The organism is Burkholderia sp. Bp8998 (assembly GCF_003854235.1).
GTDB lineage: Bacteria > Pseudomonadota > Gammaproteobacteria > Burkholderiales > Burkholderiaceae > Burkholderia.
In genome coordinates, this window is the sequence record NZ_QTQF01000007.1 from 100,984 (window position 1) to 116,898 (window position 15,915).

The window sequence follows — 15,915 nt, forward strand, 5'->3', positions numbered from 1 at the left end:
CCGTCAATTCATGGGGCAGCCGGTCGCGCCGCATCACGCGCGCGCGGCCGGGTCGAGCGCATCGAGCAGCTCGGCGACCGAGTCGAACGCGCGATCGGCGTCGGGCAGCGACGGCCGTTTCAGCATCACGACCGGCAGCCTGCGTTCGCGCGCGACGTCGAGCTTGGCTTCGGTCGCGGCGCCGCCGCTGTTCTTGCTGACGACGACGTCGATGCCCGCGAGCGCGAACAGCGCGCGTTCGCTTTCGAGCGTGAACGGCCCGCGCGCGGCGACGATCTGCGCGCGCACGTTGCCGGGATGCGGATCGAGGCAGCGCACCAGCCAGAACTGGTGCGGCGGGATCGCGTCGAGATGCGCGAGCGGTTCGCGGCCGAGCGTGAACAGCGGCCGCCGGAACGGCGCGAGCGCGGCCTCGATGCCGGCCCAGTCGTCGACCATTCGCCAGTCGTCGCCGGGGCCGGGTGTCCACGGCGCGCGGCGCAGCGCCCACAGCGGCACGCCCGCGTCGCGCGCGGCTGCTGCTGCGTTCGCGCTGATTTGCGCGGCGTACGGATGCGTCGCGTCGATCACGAGGCCGATGCTGGCGCTGCGCAGATACGCGGCCAGCCCCGCCGCCCCGCCGAAGCCGCCGACGCGGACGTCGCAGCTCAGGTCGTCGGGCACCTTGCCGAGGCCCGCGAGGCTGTAGACATGTTGCGGGCCGAGCGCGCGTGCGATCTTCAGCGCGTCGCCGGTGCCGCCGAGCAGCAGGATGCGCGGGCTCATCGTGCGCGCCCGACGAAGCGGCCCTGCCGGTCGATCGCGAACATCTCGACCGCGACCGAGGCCGGCACGATGTCGCGCGCGACCCGCAGCGCGTGTGCGCAGACGAGGTCGCCGAGCGGCACGCCTTCGGCCAGCGCGAGCTTCAGCGCTTCCTGGCTGGTATTCGCCGCGCGCATCGCGGCCTGCAGTGCCTCGTTCGCGCCGGCCTCGGCCGCCCACTGCGCGAGCAGCGGCAGGTCGATGCTCGAATGGCGGCTGTGCAGGTCGAGATGGCCGGCCGCGAGCTTGCTGAGCTTGCCGAAGCCGCCGCACATCGACAGGCGCGCGACCGGCGCGCGGCGCAGGTGCTTCAGCACCGCGCCGGCGAAATCGCCCATCTCGATCAACGCCATGTCGGGCAGGCCGTAGTGCGCGCGCATCGCATCCTCGCTCGCGTTGCCGGTGCACGCGGCGATGTGCGTGATGCCGTTCGCGCGGGCGACGTCGATGCCCTGGTGGATCGACGCGATGTACGCCGAGCACGAGAACGGCCGCACGATGCCGGTCGTGCCGAGGATCGACAGGCCGCCGACGATGCCCAGGCGTGGGTTCATCGTCTTCAGCGCGAGCGCCTCGCCGCCCTCGACGCCGATCGTCACGTCGAAGCCGCCCGTGTAGCCGTATTCGGCCGCGAGCGCGTCGAGGTGCGTGGTCATCATCTGGCGCGGCACCGGATTGATCGCCGGTTCGCCGACCGGCAGCGTGAGTCCCGCGCGCGTGACGGTGCCGACACCCGGCCCCGCATGAAAACGCACGCCGGGCGCGGCCGACAGTGCGACCCGCGCGAAGATCAGCGCGCCGTGCGTGACGTCCGGATCGTCGCCGGCATCCTTGATGGTGCCGGCCTCGGCGCCGTCGGCCGTGGCCCGGCAGAACGCGAGCCGCATCATCACGTGCTGTCCCTTCGGCAACACGATCTCGACCGCATCGACCGCGCGGCCCGCGAGCAGCAGGCGCGCGGCGGCGAGCGACGTCGCGGTCGCGCAGCTGCCGGTCGTATAGCCGAACCGCAGCGGTGCGGGTTGTTCGGGGGTTTCGTCGCGCATCACGCGGGGTCCGCGAAGTCCGTTGCCGTGGAATCGGGCTTGCGCACGTCATACAGCGTGACGGGCAACGGCTGCCGCCACGTGTCGAAGCGGCCGAGCGGCTCGGCGTGCGCGAGCGATACGCGCGTGAGCGTGCCGCCGTGCGCGTCGCGCCACGCGGCGAGCGCCAGCTCGCCCTGCAGCGTGACCGCGTTCGCGACGAGCCGGCCGCCGGGTTTCAGCGCCGACCAGCACGCATCGAGCACGCCCGGCGCGGTCGCGCCGCCGCCGATGAAGATCGCGTCGGGCGCGGCGAGCCCCGCGAGCGCATCGGGCGCGCGCCCCGCGACGAGTTGCAGGCCCGGCACGCCGAGCACGTCGCGGTTGTGCTCGATGAAGCGCTGCCGCTCCGCGTGCGACTCGATCGCGATCGCCTGGCACGACGGATGCGCACGCATCCACTCGATGCCGATCGAGCCGCTGCCCGCGCCGACGTCCCACAGCAGTTCGCCGGGCGCGGGCGCGAGGCGCCCGAGCGTCAGCGCGCGCATGTCGCGCTTGGTGAGCTGGCCGTCGTGGCGGTACGCGTCGTCGGGCAGGCCGGGCGTGAGCGCGCGGCGCGGCGCATCGGGGCCGGCCTGGCAGTCGAGCGCGACGAGATTGAGCGCGGCGGTCTCGTCGACGTGCCAGTCTTGCGCGAGGCCGTCGATGCGCCGCTCGAGCGGGCCGCCGAGATGTTCGAACACGCTGATGCGCGTCGGCCCGAAGCCACGCGCGACGAGCTCGGCGGCGACCGCGGCCGGCGTGCGGCCGTCGGCGCTCAGCACGAACAGGCGCCGGCCCGGCAGCAGGTGGCGCGCGAGCGTCGCGAGCGGCCGGCCGACGAGCGACACCGCCCCGACGCCCTGCAACGCCCAGCCGAGCCGCGCGGCCGCCAGCGACAGCGACGACGGTGCGGGCAGCACGCGCCATTCGTCGGGGGACAGTTCGCGCGCGAGCGTCGCGCCGACGCCGAACAGCATCGGGTCGCCGCTCGCCAGCACGCAGACGGGCGAACCGCGCTGCGCGAGCAGGCCCGACAGGTCGAACGGCGACGGCCACGCCGCGCGTTCGGCCGGCAGCCGCGCGGGCAGCATGTCGAGGTGCCGCTTCGCACCGACGACCCGCGTTGCCTCGAGCAGCGCGCGCCGCGCACTGCGCCCGAGCCCCGCGTAGCCGTCGTCGCCGATGCCCACTACCGTCAGCCACGCCGTCATGCTCCCTTCCCCATCGTCCGATTCCATCGAGTCGCTGCTCGGCGGCCGTAAAGGCGCCGGTGCGGCCGTCCGCATTGCGAAAGTCGGCATGGTACCGTGTTCCACCGCGGGTTTCATCTGCGGGGCCGCCGACGCCGGGCCGCGTGGTCGGCCGCATTTGGCATCGGCCACGGCGCCCGCCCGGCGGTCGCGAAGCGCCGGTGAAATCGGGTATGCTACGGCCGTTCGTTCGCCGGTGCCCTTCGGGGCCGAAGAGGGAACACAGGGCGCGCCGCGCGCCGCTGTGGCTGCCCCCGCAACTGTAGACAGCGAGCCGATCTCCCCTCATGCCACTGGTTTCACCGGGAAGGCCGGGAGCAGGCGCCGACCTGTCAGCCAGGAGACCTGCCGGCCTGAAAGTGCGTGCGTGCCAGTCGGCGTCGGGCGGGGTGTACCGATGCGTTGGCCGCGGCGCGACACTGCCCCGGTATCCCGTTGAGTTCCGTCCCCGTTTCGATTCCTGCGTCGTCCGTCATGCGCCCGTCGGCCTGCCCGGGGCTCATGCGCGTCGTCGCGGCCGCCGACGGCGGGCTGTGCCGGATCAAGCTGCCGGGCGGCCGGCTCGACGCGCGGCAGGCGTGCGCGATTGCCGCCGCCGCGCGCGCCTGCGGCTCCGGCGCGATCGACGCGACCAATCGCGCGAATCTCCAGTTGCGCGGCATCCGCGACGGCATGGCCGATACGCTGGCCAACGCATTGCTCGACGCGGGCCTGGGCCCGCGTGCGGGCGCCGGCGATGCCGCGGAGGACCGGGCCGCGCTCGCCGCGAGCGACGACGTCCGCAACCTGATGCTCAGCCCGCTCGCGGGGCTCGATCCCGACGCACTGCTCGACAGCCGCGCGCTCGCGCTTGCGCTGCTCGACATGCTGACGCACGAGCCGCGCCGCGGCGAGGTGTCGCCGAAATTCTCGATTCAGCTCGACGGCGGCGAAGCGGTCGCGGCGCTCGATCATCCGCACGACATCTGGCTCGCCGCATGGCGTCGCGGCGACGGCGCGGTTCGCATCGCCGTGGGCCTGGCCGGCTGTCCGCCGGTCGCGCCCGGCGATCCGCCCGCTTCGTTCGACGTGGCGCCGGACCAGGCCGTCGCGCTCGTCCGCGCGTTGCTGCTCGCGTTCCTCGATCTTGCGCCGGCCGACGTCACGCGGATGCGTGCGTGGCTCGCGACCGGCGGCGCACGCGCGTTGCGCGAGCGCGCGCAGCATTACGTACCCTTCCCGCTCGAAGCCGATCCGGCACTGGCCGGCTGGCGGCGCACGCACGCGGATGCCGCGCTGCGTTTCGGCGCACGGCCGTCGCGCGACGCGGATCGCTGCAGCGTCGGCGCGCAGTTCGTGCTCGGACGGCTCGACGCGTCGCAACTGAACCGGCTCGCGGCACTGGCCGAAGCAGAAGGCGACGGCACGTTGTCGATGACCCCGTGGCAAGGCATCTTCGTGCACGGCGTGCGGCACGAACGTGCGCCGGCCGTGCTCGACGCGCTCGCGTCGCTCGGGCTCGTGTGCGCGACAGCCGACCCGCTGGCGGCGCTGGTCGCGTGCACCGGCAGCGCGGGCTGCGCGAAGTCGCGCGCCGATACGAAACGCGATGCGCTCGCGCTGGCCGCGCGCGTCGGCCATCCGGTCGACGTGCACCTGACCGGCTGCGAACGCCATTGTGCGTTGCCGCACCCCGCGACGCACACGCTCGTCGCGGTTGCGCCCGCACGCTACGACCTTTACCGGCGCGACGCCGCCGCGGGCCTCGGCGCCCCGCTCGCGCGCCATTTGACGATTGAACAGGCCGCGGCCCGACTGACGGGCGCGCGGCACAGCCAGGACACCACCGATGCTTGACTACATTCGCGACGGGCAGGAAATCTACCGCCAGTCGTTCGCGACGATCCGCGCCGAGGCCGACCTGTCGCAGGTTCCGCCCGATCTCGAGAAGCTCGCGGTGCGCGTGATCCACGCGTGCGGGATGGTCGATGTCGCCTACGACCTGCGCTTCTCGGCGGGCGCCGGCACGGCGGGCCGCACGGCGCTCGCGGCCGGCGCGCCGATCCTGTGCGACGCGAAGATGGTTGCCGAAGGCATCACGCGCGCGCGGCTGCCGGCCGGCAATCGCGTGATCTGCACGCTCGGCGAACCGGAAGTGCCCGACCTTGCGCGGCATCTCGGCAACACGCGCTCGGCCGCGGCGCTCGAACTGTGGCGCCCGCATCTGGCCGGCAGCGTCGTCGTGATCGGCAATGCGCCGACCGCGCTGTTCCACCTGCTCGACATGATCGACGCCGGTGCGCCGCGCCCCGCGCTGATTCTCGGCTTTCCGGTCGGCTTCATCGGCGCGGCCGAATCGAAGGCGGCGCTCGACGCGAACAGCCGCGGCGTGCCGTACGTCGCGCTGCTCGGCCGGCGCGGCGGCAGCGCGATGGCGGCTGCCGCGGTCAACGCACTCGCGACGGAGGCCGAATGACGGCCCCGCGCGGACGCCTGTTCGGGGTCGGCGTCGGCCCCGGCGACCCTGAACTGATGACGATCAAGGCGCTGCGGGTGCTGCAGGCCGTGCCGGTGGTCGCGTATTTCGTCGCGAAGGGCAAGAAAGGCAATGCGTACGGGATCGTCGAGGCGCACCTGCTCGACGCGCAAACACAACTGCCGCTCGTCTATCCGGTGACGACCGAGGCGCTGCCGCCGCCGCTCTGCTACGAGACCGTGATTGCCGACTTCTACGACACCGCCGCGGAGATCGTCGCGTCGCATCTCGACGCCGGGCGCGACGTCGCGGTGATCTGCGAAGGCGATCCGTTCTTCTACGGGTCGTACATGTACCTGCACGATCGTCTCGCGCCGCGCTACGACACCGAAGTGATCCCGGGCGTGTGCGCGATGCTCGGCGGCACGGCCGTGCTCGGCCAGCCGCTGGTCTATCGCAACCAGAGCCTGTCGGTGCTGTCCGGCGTGCTGCCGGAGGACGAATTGCGTGCGCGGCTCGCGCAGGCCGACGCGGCCGTCGTGATGAAGCTCGGCCGCAACTTCGACAAGGTGCGGCGCGTGCTCGACGAACTGGGGCTCGCGAAGCGCGCGCTGTACGTCGAGCGCGCGACGATGGCGGCGCAGCGCATCGTGCCGCTCGACGAAGTCGATCCGATGGCGTCGCCGTATTTCTCGCTGCTCGTCGTGCCGGGGGAAAAATGGCAAGGATGACGACTCCGCCCGCGATCGTGGTTCTCGGCGCGGGCGCGCTCGATACCGCGCGGCGCATCCAGGCGCGCTATCCGGGTGCCGTCGTGCATGGGCTCGCGTCGCGCGTCGAGGCCGACGTGCCGTTCGACGAGCTCGGCGCGCACCTGCGCGAGCTGTACGCGCGCGGCTTGCCGATCGTCGCGCTGTGCGCGGCCGGCATCGTGATCCGTTGCGTCGCGCCGGCGCTGGCCGACAAGGGTGTCGAGCCGCCCGTGCTCGCGGTCGCGGAGGACGGTTCGGCCGTCGTGCCGCTGCTCGGCGGGCTGACGGGCGTCAATGTGATCGCGCGCGAAATTGCCGAGTGCCTCGGCGTCGCACCGGCGATCACGACAAGCGGCGAGCTGCGCTTCGGCGCGTGCGTGCTCAATCCGCCCGACGGCTATGCGCTCGCCGATCTCCAGCAAGGCAAGCGCTTCGTGTCCGACCTGCTCGCGGGCGCGGCCACGCGCGTCGACGGCGCGGCGCCGTGGCTCGACGACGTCGCGCTGCCGCGCGACGACGCGGCCGCGCATGCGATTCGCGTGACGCCCGATGCGTGGCGCGGCGCGCGCGACGAACTCGTGATCCATCCGCGCAGCGTGGTGGTCGGCATCGACGCGCGCGGCGCGCAGGCCGGCGGGCCGCCGTCGCTTGCCGAACGCATCGACGCGTTGCTCGATACGCACGGTCTCGCGCGGCTGGCGCTTGCCGCGCTCGTCGCACCGGCGACGTTGCTCGGCGATGCGCGGGTTGAAGCGGCCGCGCGGACGCTGGGCGTGCCGCTGCGCTTCGCCGATGTCGATGTCGATGTCGATGGAGCTGGCAGCAGCGATGCCACCGCCGTGCTCGGCAGCACGTTGCGCGTGGCGCATACGCTGCGCGCAACGTCCGACGGCCTCGCCTGCGCGGTCGCCGCGCAACCGGTCGATCCCGCCGCGCTCGGCCGTGCGCGCGGCCGCCTGACGGTGCTCGGCCTCGGCCCGGGCGATGCCGCGTGGCTCACGCCCGCCGCGCGCCGCGCGCTCGCGGAAGCCACCGACATCCTCGGATATACGACCTACGTGACGATGGCCGGCCCGTTCCGCGCGGATCAGCGCGTGCATGGAACCGACAATCGCGAGGAAATGCAGCGCGCGCGCCATGCGTTCGAACTGGCGGCCCAGGGCCGGCGCGTCGCGGTCGTGTCGTCGGGCGACCCGGGCGTGTTCGCGATGGCCGCGGCCGTGCTCGAGGCACTCGACGAAGCGCGCGATCCGCAATGGGCCGCGGTCGAGCTGCGCGTCGAACCCGGCGTATCGGCGTCGCTGGCGACCGCCGCGCAGGCCGGCGCGCCGCTCGGCCACGATTTCTGCGCGATCTCGCTGTCGGACAACCTGAAGCCATGGGACGTGATCGAGATGCGGCTGCGGCATGCGGCGCAAGCCGATCTCGTGATGGCGTTCTACAACCCGATCTCGCGTGCGCGGCCGTGGCAACTCGATCGTGCGCTCGATGCCGTGCGCGCGCACCGTGCGGCCGATACGGTCGTCGTGCTCGGCCGCGATATCGGCCGGCCCGGCGCGACGCTCGTGACGACGACGCTCGGCGCGCTGCGCAGCGATCAGGTGGACATGCGCACGATGGTGATCGTCGGTTCGTCGACGACCCGGCGTTTCGCGATCGGCGACGGACGCGAGTGGGTTTATACGCCGCGCTGGTATCGCTGAGGGCGCGCGTACCTGAATGCCCGGGGACCCCGGGCAGCGCGGCAGGTGGCTACGTTACCCGCGCCCCTGCTCGGCCAGCAGCCGCGCCTTCGCATCGACCAGCAGCGCCGCATGCGTGTCGCGATGCTGGCGGATCCGCTCGGTCGGCCCGACGACCGACAGCCCGTACCAGTCGCCGTCGAGCGTCAGCGCGACCGCGATCGCCGACAGCTCGGGCGCGCTCTCGCCGACGTTCTCGGCCCAGCCGAGTTCGCGAAACCACGCGGCTTGCGCGACGAGCGCCGGCAGGTCCGCCACCGTCGCATCGGTGAAGCGTTCGAACGACAGCTGCGCACCGAGCGCCTGCTGCGCGTCGCTCGCGAGTTCCGCGAAGATCGCCTTGCCGATCGAGTTCGCATGCAGCGGGCGCAGCTCGCCCGGCTGGCGCGTATAGCGGATCGCCTGTTCGGACTCGACGACGTCGAGGTACGTGACCGACGTGCCCTGGATCTTGCCGAGCACGGCTGTCTCGCGGCTCGCGTCGCGCAGCGCGACGAGATGCGGATGCACGATGTCGACGACGGGATCGGTCGCGTCGATCGCGGTGGCGATCGTCTGCAGGCGCCGCGTCGGATAGTAGCCGCCGCGCTTGCGCACCTCGTACAGATAGCCGCGGCTCACGAGCGTGCGCGCCATCGCCAGGCAGCTCGACGCCGGCACGTTGAGCAGGCGCGCGAGTTCGGTGAGCGGCAGCGGCCGCCGTTCGGCGGCGAACAGCTCGAACAGGTCGAGCGTGCGGGCAACGAGTTTGACGTCCATGACGAGCGCTTGATTCGGAACGGGAAATCGCGCCGTGCCGGCCGCCGGGTCGGTACGGTCAGTACGACTTCGGCAGCCCGAGCACCTTCTCCGCGATGTAGCACAGGATCAGTTGCGGGCTCACGGGCGCGAGCCTCGGAATCATACACTCGCGCAGGTAGCGTTCGACATGGTATTCCTTCGCATAGCCCATCCCGCCGTGCGTCGCGATCGCCGTCTGGCACGCCTGGAACGCGGCTTCCGCGCCGAGGTACTTCGCGGCGTTCGCCTCCGCCCCGCACGGCTGCCCCGCGTCGTAGCGCGTCGCGGCCTTCATCACCATCAGCCACGCGGCCTCGAGCTGCATCCACGCCTGCGCGAGCGGATGCTGGATCGACTGGTTCTGCCCGATCGGCCGGCCGAACACGACGCGCTCGCACGCATACCGCGTCGCGCGGCGCAGCGCGGCCTGCCCGAGGCCGATCGCCTCGGCGGCGATCAGGATCCGCTCGGGGTTCAGCCCGTGCAGCAGGTAGCGGAAGCCGTCGCCCTCGTTGCCGATCAGGTCGTCGCGCGGCACGCGCAGGTTGTCGATGAACAGCATGTTCGAATCGACGGCCTTGCGGCCCATTTTCTCGATCTCGCGCACCTCGACGTGCGAACGGTCGAGGTCGGTGTAGAACAGGCTCAGCCCGTCGGTCGGCTTCGCGGCCTGGTCGAGCGGCGTCGTGCGCGCGATGATCAGCATCTTGTTCGCGACCTGCGCGGTCGAGATCCAGATCTTGCGTCCGCTCAGCACGTAGTGGTCGCCATCGCGGCGCGCCTGCGTGGTCAGGTGCGTCGTGTCGAGGCCCGCGTCCGGCTCGGTCACCGCGAAGCAGGCCTTGTCGCGCCCGGCGATCAGCGGCGGCAGGAAGCGCGCCTTCTGCGCGTCGGTGCCGAACACCTGTACCGGGTTCAGCCCGAAGATGTTCATGTGGACGGCGGACGCACCCGACAGGCCGGCGCCCGACGCGCTGATCGTGCGCATCATCAGCGCGGCCTCGGTCATCCCGAGTCCGGCGCCGCCGTGCGCCGGGTCCATCGCGATGCCGAGCCAGCCGGCCTCGGCGAGCGCCGCGTGAAAATCGGACGGAAACCCGCCCGCACGGTCGCGTTCGAGCCAGTAGTCGTCGCCGAAGCGTTCGCAGATTTTCTCGATCGCGCTTTCGATCGCGCGCTGGTCGTCGGTCAGGTCGAACTGCATGGGTTGCTCTCCAGGAAAACGGGAACGGCCGCGCCGCTTTCGACACGGCGCCGGGCTTTGAGGGGATTTCTCGGTGGAGGCCGGCGCGGCGCGACGGGGATACGGACGCTCACAACGGAAACACGCCCGCAACGACCGCGGCGAAGACCATCAGCACGGTAGCGGCGAACAGGAACGGAATCGTGAATTTCTGGTGCTCGGCCAACTCGACGCCGGTCAGGCCGACGATCAGGAACGTCGCGGGCGTGAGCGGGCTGACCGGAAAACCGGTCGTCATCTGGCCGAGCAGCGCGGCCTGCGCCATCTGGATCGGCGGCACGCCGAGCAGCTTCGCGCTTTCCGCGAGCACCGGCAGCACGCCGAAGTAGAACGAGTCGGGGTCGAACAGCAGGCTCAGCGGCATCGACAGCAGGCCGAGCACGAACGGCATGTGGCGCGCGTGCTCGACCGGCACGTGCGCGACGACGACATCGGCCATGGCCTTCAGCATGCCGGTGCCGGACATGATCCCGGTGAACGCGCCGGCCGCGAGCAGCACGCTCGCCATCATCAGCGCGGCCTTCGCATGCGCGTCGATCCGCTCGCGCTGCGCTTGTACGTCCGGATAGTTGATGACGAGCGCGGCGACCGTGCCGAGCATGAACATCACCATCGGGTCGACGATGCCCGACACCAGCGTGCCGAGCACGACGAGCGTCAGCACCAGGTTGATCCGGAAGCGGCCGGGCCGGCGCAGCGCGCGTTCGGCGTCGGTCAGCACGCGCGGTGCGATCGCGAGCGACGCCGCGCCGGCGCGATCGAGCCCTAGCCGCTTCGCCTCGCGCACGCCGAGCACGTAGGCGGTGCCGAACACGAACACGAGCCCGGCGATCTGCACCGGGATCATCGGCATGAAGATCGCCGAGCCGGGAATGTGCAGCGCGGCCGACGCGCGCAGCATCGGCCCGACCCACGGCAGGAAGTTGACGCCGGCCGCCATCGACGCGACGCACGCGAGGATCCGCCGGTCCATCCCGAGCCGCGTATAGAGCGGCATCATCGCGGGCAGCGTGACGAGAAACGTGACGGCGCCCGAGCCGTCCAGGTGGATCAGCAGCGCGAGCAGCGCCGAGCCGACCACGATGCGCGGCGGATGGCAGCCGATCACGCGCAGCACGCCCGCGATGATCGGGTCGAGCATCCCCGCGTCGGTGAGGATTCCGAAAAATAGAATCGCAAAAACGAACATCCCGGCGATCGGGCCGATGTTCTGCACGCCGTGCACGATGAACTTGCCCGTCGAGAGTCCGAAGCCGGCCGCGAGCGACGCGGCCACCGGCACGACGATCAGCGCGACGAGCGGCGACAGCCGCTTCGTGATGATCAGGCCGAACAGCGCGACGATCGCGATCGCGCCGATCCATGCGAGCATGATGTGTCTCCTGTTGCGCCGGCGCGCGTCGGGCGCGGCGCGGCGTGGTGTGGTTTGGTGTCCGACGGGTTGCGCGGTCGTGCGGCAGCGCTGGACGCCATCGCACGGCCGCCGGCCGCGATGCGTGTCAGTTGCCGCGTGTGCCGCTGTCGTTGCCGTTGCCCTCGCGTTCGTCGTCGGCAAACACCTGCGCCGCATGTTCGTTCAGCGCCGGCGGTGGCCGCCGATACGTGGCCGGCGTGCGGCCGAGCTTGATCGGCGACGCGATGCCGCGATGCCGGCCCAGTTCGACCTTCATCCGCCGATGCGCGACGTGCGGATGGTCGAGCGCCGCGTCGAGTCCGAGCACGGGCGCGCACGGCACGCCGCGGCGCATCAGCCGCTCGGCGAGCGCCGCGCCGTCGTGTGCGGCCAGCGCCGTTTCGAGCAGCGCGCGCAACGCGGTGCGGTTCGCGCTGCGCGCGCGGTTGTCGGCGAAACGCGGATCGTCGGGCCAGTCGCGCGTGCCGAGCACGTCGCACAGCGCGGCGAACTGCCCGTAGTTGCCGACCGCGAGAAAGATGTCGACGCTCGCGGTCGGAAAGCTGTCGTACGGCGTGATGTTCGGATGCGCGTTGCCGGTGCGCACCGGTGCCTTCCCCGAATGGAAGAAGTTCGGCGTATGCGGATGCAGGATCGACAGCGCGCAGTCGAACAGCGTCGATTCGACGAACTGCCCGCGCCCGCTCGCATCGCGTTCGCGCAGCGCCATCAGCACGCCGAGCGCCGCGTTCAGCCCGGTGACGAGATCGACGATCGGCACGCCGACGCGCAGCGGCGCGCCGCCCGCCTCGCCGTTTACGCTCATCAGCCCGGCCAGCGCCTGCACGGCCGCGTCGTAGCCGGGCAGCCCGCCGAGCGGGCCGTCCGCGCCGAAGCCCGACACGCGGCAATGGACGAGCCGCGGAAAACGCGCGTGCAGCGTGTCGAAGCCGAGCCCCCAGCGCTCCATCGTGCCGATCTTGAAGTTCTCGACCAGCGCATCCGCGTGCTCGAGCAGGCCGAGCAGCCGCTCCCGATCCTCCGGCTGGGTCAGGTCGAGCGCGATGCCGAGCTTGTTGCGGTTCACGCCGAGGAAATACGACGCGGTGTCGCCGTCGAACGGCGGCCCCCAGGTGCGCGTCTCGTCGCCCGACGGCGGTTCGACCTTGATCACCTCCGCGCCGTGGTCGGCGAGGATCTGCGTCGCGTACGGGCCGCCCAGCACCCGCGACAGATCGATGATGCGCAACCCCGCCAGCGCGCCCTGCTGTTCCAGCTCCGCCATGCGTCTCGCTCCTGCTTCCGGTTGATCGGATCGCCGGTTTCGCCGGGCCGACAGTGGCGGCACGGTTTCCCGGACTCGAAGAATAATTCTTGAACGTGAATTTATATTCACACCCAGGAATTTTATTGTCAAGCCGGACATGCCCCGGCAGCCGTGCGGAGTACGCGGCCGCCCGCAAGTGGGGACGACACCGAACGCGGGGCGGTTGCGGCGTCGTGCCGCCGTTCGCTAAGCTCGCGGAACGTACTTATCTGACCCAAGGCGGACTTTTCATGAAACGCATGCTGCTCGCGGCCATCGTGCTGGTGTCGACGCTGGGTGTCGCCCGCGCGCAAACCCGGACCTTCCATTTTGGCGAGGGACAATCCGGACCGCGGGCCACCGCGCCGGAGGCACGGCCCGCGCCCGCGCGCCCGCATGTGACGCCGCCGCATCACCACCGGCGTGTCGTCCACAAACGGCGCCACGTGCGGTCCGGGAAGCCGGCTCGCTCGGCGATCGACACGCACGCATGACGCGATGCGCGTTGCGCTGGGTAACGCACGGAACTGTCACGAACGCCCGGTATGATCGGCGCGGCGGCTTGCATGCCGTCGTGCCCGACGATCGGGCGACAGGCCGGCAACGCCGGTCGACGTGCATTTCCCTCCACGATTCAGCACCTGTTTTGCCGAACATGAATACCGGGCCGGATACCGTCGCCAGCATCAAGGAACGCGCCACGATCGTGTGCCGCCAGCGCAGCAGCGTGCTGCTGGTCGCCCGTAGCGCGGCGCGCTGGTCGCTGCCGGGCGGCACGATCCGGCGCGGCGAGACGCCGCTGGAGGCCGCGCAGCGGGAACTGGCGGAAGAAACGCGGCTGGAGGGGCTCGCGCTCGACTATGCAGTGCAGTTCGGCGGCCTCACGAAGCTCCATCACGTGTTCGTGGCCGACGTGCCGAAACACCTGACCCCGCGCGCGAGCAACGAGATCGCGCGCTGCAAGTGGTTCGACGTCGAACGGCTCGAGACGCTGCGTGCGAGCGTGCCGACCCGCAAGATCATCGAACTGCTGCACCTCGACCGCTTTTCCGCGCTCGCGGACGGCCCGCTTCGCTCGCGCTGAACCGGCCCGCGCCGCTCGCGCGCGCAGCAACGGCCCGGCCTTGCGGCGAACACCGCCTCGGCCGTCGGGCTGCGCAGCCGGTTGCGGCTGCAGACGAACAGGGCCCGCGTCATGCCGCGGCGCCGCCGCCGGATCGTCCGCTCATTCGTTCAACCCTGAGGAATCGTGCCGGGCCGCACGTACGCGAGCATGTGCGGCACGTAGTCGGCCTTGCCGAGATCGACGCCGTAATGGCGCAGGATCGCGTACGCGGCGATCGCGTGAAAGTAGAACTGCGGCAGCGCCCAGTCGCGCGCGTACTGCTCGCCCGTCATGTCGAACGCGATGCCGTTCGGCAGTTCGAGCGCGATAGGCAGCGCGGTGCCACCATCGAGCGCGTCGGGCGCGAGTTCGCCGAGGAAGGCGATCGTGCCGGCGAGGATCCCTTGCGCGTCGCTCAGCGTGCCGGGCTGCGCATCGGCATGCCAGCCGGCTTCCCGCAACGCCAGCAGCGCGTCCGGCAGCGGTTCGCCGCGCAGACGGTAGACGGGTTCCATGGCCTGGAAGCACGAAAACCGCACCTGGGCGGCGAGCGGATACATGTCGGGCGCGAGCTTCAGCGTCAGCACCGCGTCGGGCGCGCTGCCCTCGGCCTGCCGGTGCGCCGCGGCCTTGTCGAGCCACGCGGATTGCGCGCGCAGCATCTGGGTGAACGTGGGAACGAGAAGTTGGGTCGGTGACATCCATGCCCTCCGGTGGGTCGTTCGCGCCGCGACATCCATGTCGGGGCGAATCCGTATTCTGCCGTAGCCGACGATTCGACGCGAAACCGGTGACGCATCGCATGACCGGCTCCCGGTGCGTCACGGCGTGCCGCGGCGTGCCAGGAACCGGTCGAACTGCGACGCGAACGTCTTGCCGTCGCGTGCGCTGAACGGCGCCGGCCCGCCCGTATCGATGCCCGCGCTGCGCAGCTGATCCATCATCGCGCGCGTCGACAGGCGTTCCTCGATGTTCTCGCGGCTGAACCAGTTGCCGCGCGGGTCGAGCGCATGCGCGCCCTTGTCGAGGACGGCGGCGGCCAGCTGGATGTCGGCGGTGATCACGAGATCGCCGGCTTCCACGAGCTCGACGATCCGCGCATCGGCCACGTCGAAGCCGGCCGGCACCTGCAGCGCCTTGATGAACGGCGACGGCGGCGTGCGCAGGAACTGGTTCGCGACCAGCGTCACGCAGATCTCGGCACGACGCGCGGCGCGAAACAGCATGTCCTTGATGACGGCGGGACACGCGTCGGCATCGACGAGTACTTGCATGGCAGGCATTCCGGTGAGTTGAAACGGCGATCATAGCGCAGCGCCGGCGATCGTCCCGCGCGGCCGATCACCGGATCCGGATCAGCCGGCCAGCCCGGGAGACAGTGACGCGGCCGTCGTCCATTGCGCGCCCCATGCATCGGCGAGCCGCCTGCCCTGCCCGATCCGCACGGCCGCGTCGTCGAAGTCGACGAACACGACGTGATCGGCGGCCGCCGGCTTCGGCGGCGTTTCGCGCGTGCGTCCGTCGGACAGCACCCACAGCCAGCGCTGCTTGTCCGGCGTACGCCGCGCATCGCGCGCGAGCAATTGCGCGGCGGCCGCGATGCCGTCCGCGAGCGGCGTGCCGCCGCCGCCGTCCACCGGTTCGAGCCAGCGCGCATTCCACCAGCGCGGCACGGCCGGGCCGAAGCGCCGCGCGGCGCCGTTGCCGCCGAAGCAGATCAGCGCGGTTTCCACGCGGTGGCGCGCGGCCTGATCGAAGTACGCGACGATCAACCCTTTCGCGAGCGCGAGCCGTTCGTGCGACAGCATCGACGCTGAACAGTCGAGCACGAAGCAATGGAGTGCGCGTGGTGTGCCGGCCCGTTTGCGAAAACGCAGGTGGTCGGCGTGCAGCGGGCCGCCGCGCTTCGCGGCGAGCGTCGCCGGCCACGCAACGGCCGTGCCGGCACGCACCGTACCCGGCACGCGTGCGGCGGCGCCTGGTTGCCATCGAGGACCGCGAACCGTGTTCGCGGC

Annotated in this window: 16 protein-coding genes, 1 pseudogene and 1 riboswitch; of the genes and pseudogenes, 6 read left to right on the forward strand and 11 right to left on the reverse strand. The window is 71.4% G+C overall.

The window, feature by feature from the left end:
- Nucleotides 1-33 precede the first annotated feature (33 nt).
- The 3 genes from DIE06_RS10380 to cbiE are packed head-to-tail and all read right to left on the reverse strand — an operon-like array spanning nucleotide 34 to nucleotide 3,085.
- On the reverse strand, nucleotides 34-765 hold the full coding sequence (locus tag DIE06_RS10380; RefSeq protein ID WP_124661342.1) for a cobalt-precorrin-6A reductase: 732 nt from the start codon (nucleotides 763-765) through the stop codon (nucleotides 34-36).
- Nucleotides 762-1,850 (reverse strand): cobalt-precorrin-5B (C(1))-methyltransferase, encoded by a 1,089-nt coding sequence (locus DIE06_RS10385; RefSeq protein ID WP_124661343.1) that lies wholly within the window; start codon nucleotides 1,848-1,850, stop codon nucleotides 762-764. The genes DIE06_RS10380 and DIE06_RS10385 overlap by 4 nt, the downstream gene beginning before the upstream one ends.
- Complete coding sequence (gene cbiE, locus DIE06_RS10390; protein WP_124661424.1) at nucleotides 1,850-3,085, reverse strand: precorrin-6y C5,15-methyltransferase (decarboxylating) subunit CbiE; 1,236 nt, start codon at nucleotides 3,083-3,085, stop codon at nucleotides 1,850-1,852. Before cbiE ends, DIE06_RS10385 begins: the two co-directional genes overlap by 1 nt.
- Nucleotides 3,086-3,301: 216 nt before the next feature.
- Nucleotides 3,302-3,492: riboswitch (cobalamin riboswitch) on the forward strand.
- A 106-nt stretch (nucleotides 3,493-3,598) separates the two neighbouring features.
- Between cbiE and cobG the strand changes: the two genes are divergently transcribed.
- From cobG to cobJ, 4 genes are read left to right on the forward strand one after another with little or no spacing between them, the layout of a single operon-like run.
- Nucleotides 3,599-4,960, forward strand: a complete 1,362-nt coding sequence (gene cobG, locus DIE06_RS10395; RefSeq protein WP_185733382.1) for a precorrin-3B synthase — start codon at nucleotides 3,599-3,601, stop codon at nucleotides 4,958-4,960.
- The gene (locus DIE06_RS10400; RefSeq protein ID WP_124610768.1) at nucleotides 4,953-5,579 is read left to right on the forward strand and encodes a precorrin-8X methylmutase; all 627 of its coding nucleotides are present in this window, start codon (nucleotides 4,953-4,955) and stop codon (nucleotides 5,577-5,579) included. The genes cobG and DIE06_RS10400 overlap by 8 nt, the downstream gene beginning before the upstream one ends.
- The gene (locus tag DIE06_RS10405) at nucleotides 5,576-6,310 is read left to right on the forward strand and encodes a precorrin-2 C(20)-methyltransferase (protein WP_124661345.1); all 735 of its coding nucleotides are present in this window, start codon (nucleotides 5,576-5,578) and stop codon (nucleotides 6,308-6,310) included. Before DIE06_RS10400 ends, DIE06_RS10405 begins: the two co-directional genes overlap by 4 nt.
- Nucleotides 6,307-8,034 (forward strand): precorrin-3B C(17)-methyltransferase, encoded by a 1,728-nt coding sequence (gene cobJ / locus DIE06_RS10410; protein WP_124661346.1) that lies wholly within the window; start codon nucleotides 6,307-6,309, stop codon nucleotides 8,032-8,034. Before DIE06_RS10405 ends, cobJ begins: the two co-directional genes overlap by 4 nt.
- Before the next feature lie 54 nt (nucleotides 8,035-8,088).
- On the opposite strand, the gene DIE06_RS10415 is transcribed toward cobJ, so the two are convergent.
- The 4 genes from DIE06_RS10415 to DIE06_RS10430 form a co-directional block, all read right to left on the reverse strand.
- Nucleotides 8,089-8,832, reverse strand: coding sequence for an IclR family transcriptional regulator (locus tag DIE06_RS10415; RefSeq protein WP_124661347.1), 744 nt, complete (start codon nucleotides 8,830-8,832; stop codon nucleotides 8,089-8,091).
- 58 nt (nucleotides 8,833-8,890) lie between these two features.
- Nucleotides 8,891-10,057 carry an acyl-CoA dehydrogenase family protein gene (locus DIE06_RS10420; RefSeq protein ID WP_124661348.1) on the reverse strand — a complete coding sequence of 389 codons (1,167 nt, stop codon included), beginning with the start codon at nucleotides 10,055-10,057 and terminating at the stop codon, nucleotides 8,891-8,893.
- Nucleotides 10,058-10,166: 109 nt separating this feature from the next.
- Complete coding sequence (locus DIE06_RS10425) at nucleotides 10,167-11,468, reverse strand: CitMHS family transporter (RefSeq protein ID WP_124661349.1); 1,302 nt, start codon at nucleotides 11,466-11,468, stop codon at nucleotides 10,167-10,169.
- Between the two features lie 127 nt (nucleotides 11,469-11,595).
- Nucleotides 11,596-12,774 (reverse strand): CaiB/BaiF CoA-transferase family protein, encoded by a 1,179-nt coding sequence (locus DIE06_RS10430; RefSeq protein ID WP_124661350.1) that lies wholly within the window; start codon nucleotides 12,772-12,774, stop codon nucleotides 11,596-11,598.
- A 272-nt stretch (nucleotides 12,775-13,046) separates the two neighbouring features.
- On the opposite strand from DIE06_RS10430, the gene DIE06_RS10435 reads away from it, so the two are divergent.
- Together DIE06_RS10435 and DIE06_RS10440 are read left to right on the forward strand one after the other, a co-directional pair.
- Nucleotides 13,047-13,289: a hypothetical protein gene (locus DIE06_RS10435; protein WP_124661351.1), complete on the forward strand. Its 243-nt coding sequence runs from the start codon at nucleotides 13,047-13,049 to the stop codon at nucleotides 13,287-13,289.
- 161 nt (nucleotides 13,290-13,450) lie between these two features.
- Nucleotides 13,451-13,879, forward strand: coding sequence for an NUDIX hydrolase (locus DIE06_RS10440; protein ID WP_124661352.1), 429 nt, complete (start codon nucleotides 13,451-13,453; stop codon nucleotides 13,877-13,879).
- A 32-nt stretch (nucleotides 13,880-13,911) separates the two neighbouring features.
- On the opposite strand, the pseudogene DIE06_RS38960 reads toward DIE06_RS10440, so the two are convergent.
- The 4 genes and pseudogenes from DIE06_RS38960 to DIE06_RS10460 all read right to left on the reverse strand — a co-directional run.
- A pseudogene (locus DIE06_RS38960) lies at nucleotides 13,912-13,992 on the reverse strand (phosphotyrosine protein phosphatase); the annotation flags it as partial.
- 36 nt (nucleotides 13,993-14,028) lie between these two features.
- Nucleotides 14,029-14,601: a DUF1993 family protein gene (locus DIE06_RS10450; RefSeq protein ID WP_124661353.1), complete on the reverse strand. Its 573-nt coding sequence runs from the start codon at nucleotides 14,599-14,601 to the stop codon at nucleotides 14,029-14,031.
- Nucleotides 14,602-14,721: 120 nt separating this feature from the next.
- A complete protein-coding gene (locus DIE06_RS10455) occupies nucleotides 14,722-15,174 on the reverse strand; it encodes a YaiI/YqxD family protein (protein ID WP_124661354.1) in 453 nt (150 codons plus the stop codon).
- An 81-nt stretch (nucleotides 15,175-15,255) separates the two neighbouring features.
- Nucleotides 15,256-15,864 carry a VWA domain-containing protein gene (locus DIE06_RS10460; protein WP_124661355.1) on the reverse strand — a complete coding sequence of 203 codons (609 nt, stop codon included), beginning with the start codon at nucleotides 15,862-15,864 and terminating at the stop codon, nucleotides 15,256-15,258.
- Between the last annotated feature and the right edge of the window lie 51 nt (nucleotides 15,865-15,915).

Bases quoted from the DNA above. Each gene is read 5' to 3' on its own strand.
- cbiE (WP_124661424.1), bottom strand. From the start codon at position 3,085: ATGACGGCGTGGCTGACGGTAGTGGGCATCGGCGACGACGGCTACGCG.
- DIE06_RS10405 (WP_124661345.1), top strand. From the start codon at position 5,576: ATGACGGCCCCGCGCGGACGCCTGTTCGGGGTCGGCGTCGGCCCCGGC.
- DIE06_RS10380 (WP_124661342.1), bottom strand. From the start codon at position 765: ATGAGCCCGCGCATCCTGCTGCTCGGCGGCACCGGCGACGCGCTGAAG.
- cobJ (WP_124661346.1), top strand. From the start codon at position 6,307: ATGACGACTCCGCCCGCGATCGTGGTTCTCGGCGCGGGCGCGCTCGAT.
- cobG (WP_185733382.1), top strand. From the start codon at position 3,599: ATGCGCCCGTCGGCCTGCCCGGGGCTCATGCGCGTCGTCGCGGCCGCC.
- DIE06_RS10385 (WP_124661343.1), bottom strand. From the start codon at position 1,850: ATGCGCGACGAAACCCCCGAACAACCCGCACCGCTGCGGTTCGGCTAT.
- DIE06_RS10435 (WP_124661351.1), top strand. From the start codon at position 13,047: ATGAAACGCATGCTGCTCGCGGCCATCGTGCTGGTGTCGACGCTGGGT.
- DIE06_RS10415 (WP_124661347.1), bottom strand. From the start codon at position 8,832: ATGGACGTCAAACTCGTTGCCCGCACGCTCGACCTGTTCGAGCTGTTC.
- DIE06_RS10420 (WP_124661348.1), bottom strand. From the start codon at position 10,057: ATGCAGTTCGACCTGACCGACGACCAGCGCGCGATCGAAAGCGCGATC.
- DIE06_RS10440 (WP_124661352.1), top strand. From the start codon at position 13,451: ATGAATACCGGGCCGGATACCGTCGCCAGCATCAAGGAACGCGCCACG.
- DIE06_RS10450 (WP_124661353.1), bottom strand. From the start codon at position 14,601: ATGTCACCGACCCAACTTCTCGTTCCCACGTTCACCCAGATGCTGCGC.
- DIE06_RS10430 (WP_124661350.1), bottom strand. From the start codon at position 12,774: ATGGCGGAGCTGGAACAGCAGGGCGCGCTGGCGGGGTTGCGCATCATC.
- DIE06_RS10455 (WP_124661354.1), bottom strand. From the start codon at position 15,174: ATGCAAGTACTCGTCGATGCCGACGCGTGTCCCGCCGTCATCAAGGAC.
- DIE06_RS10400 (WP_124610768.1), top strand. From the start codon at position 4,953: ATGCTTGACTACATTCGCGACGGGCAGGAAATCTACCGCCAGTCGTTC.
- DIE06_RS10425 (WP_124661349.1), bottom strand. From the start codon at position 11,468: ATGCTCGCATGGATCGGCGCGATCGCGATCGTCGCGCTGTTCGGCCTG.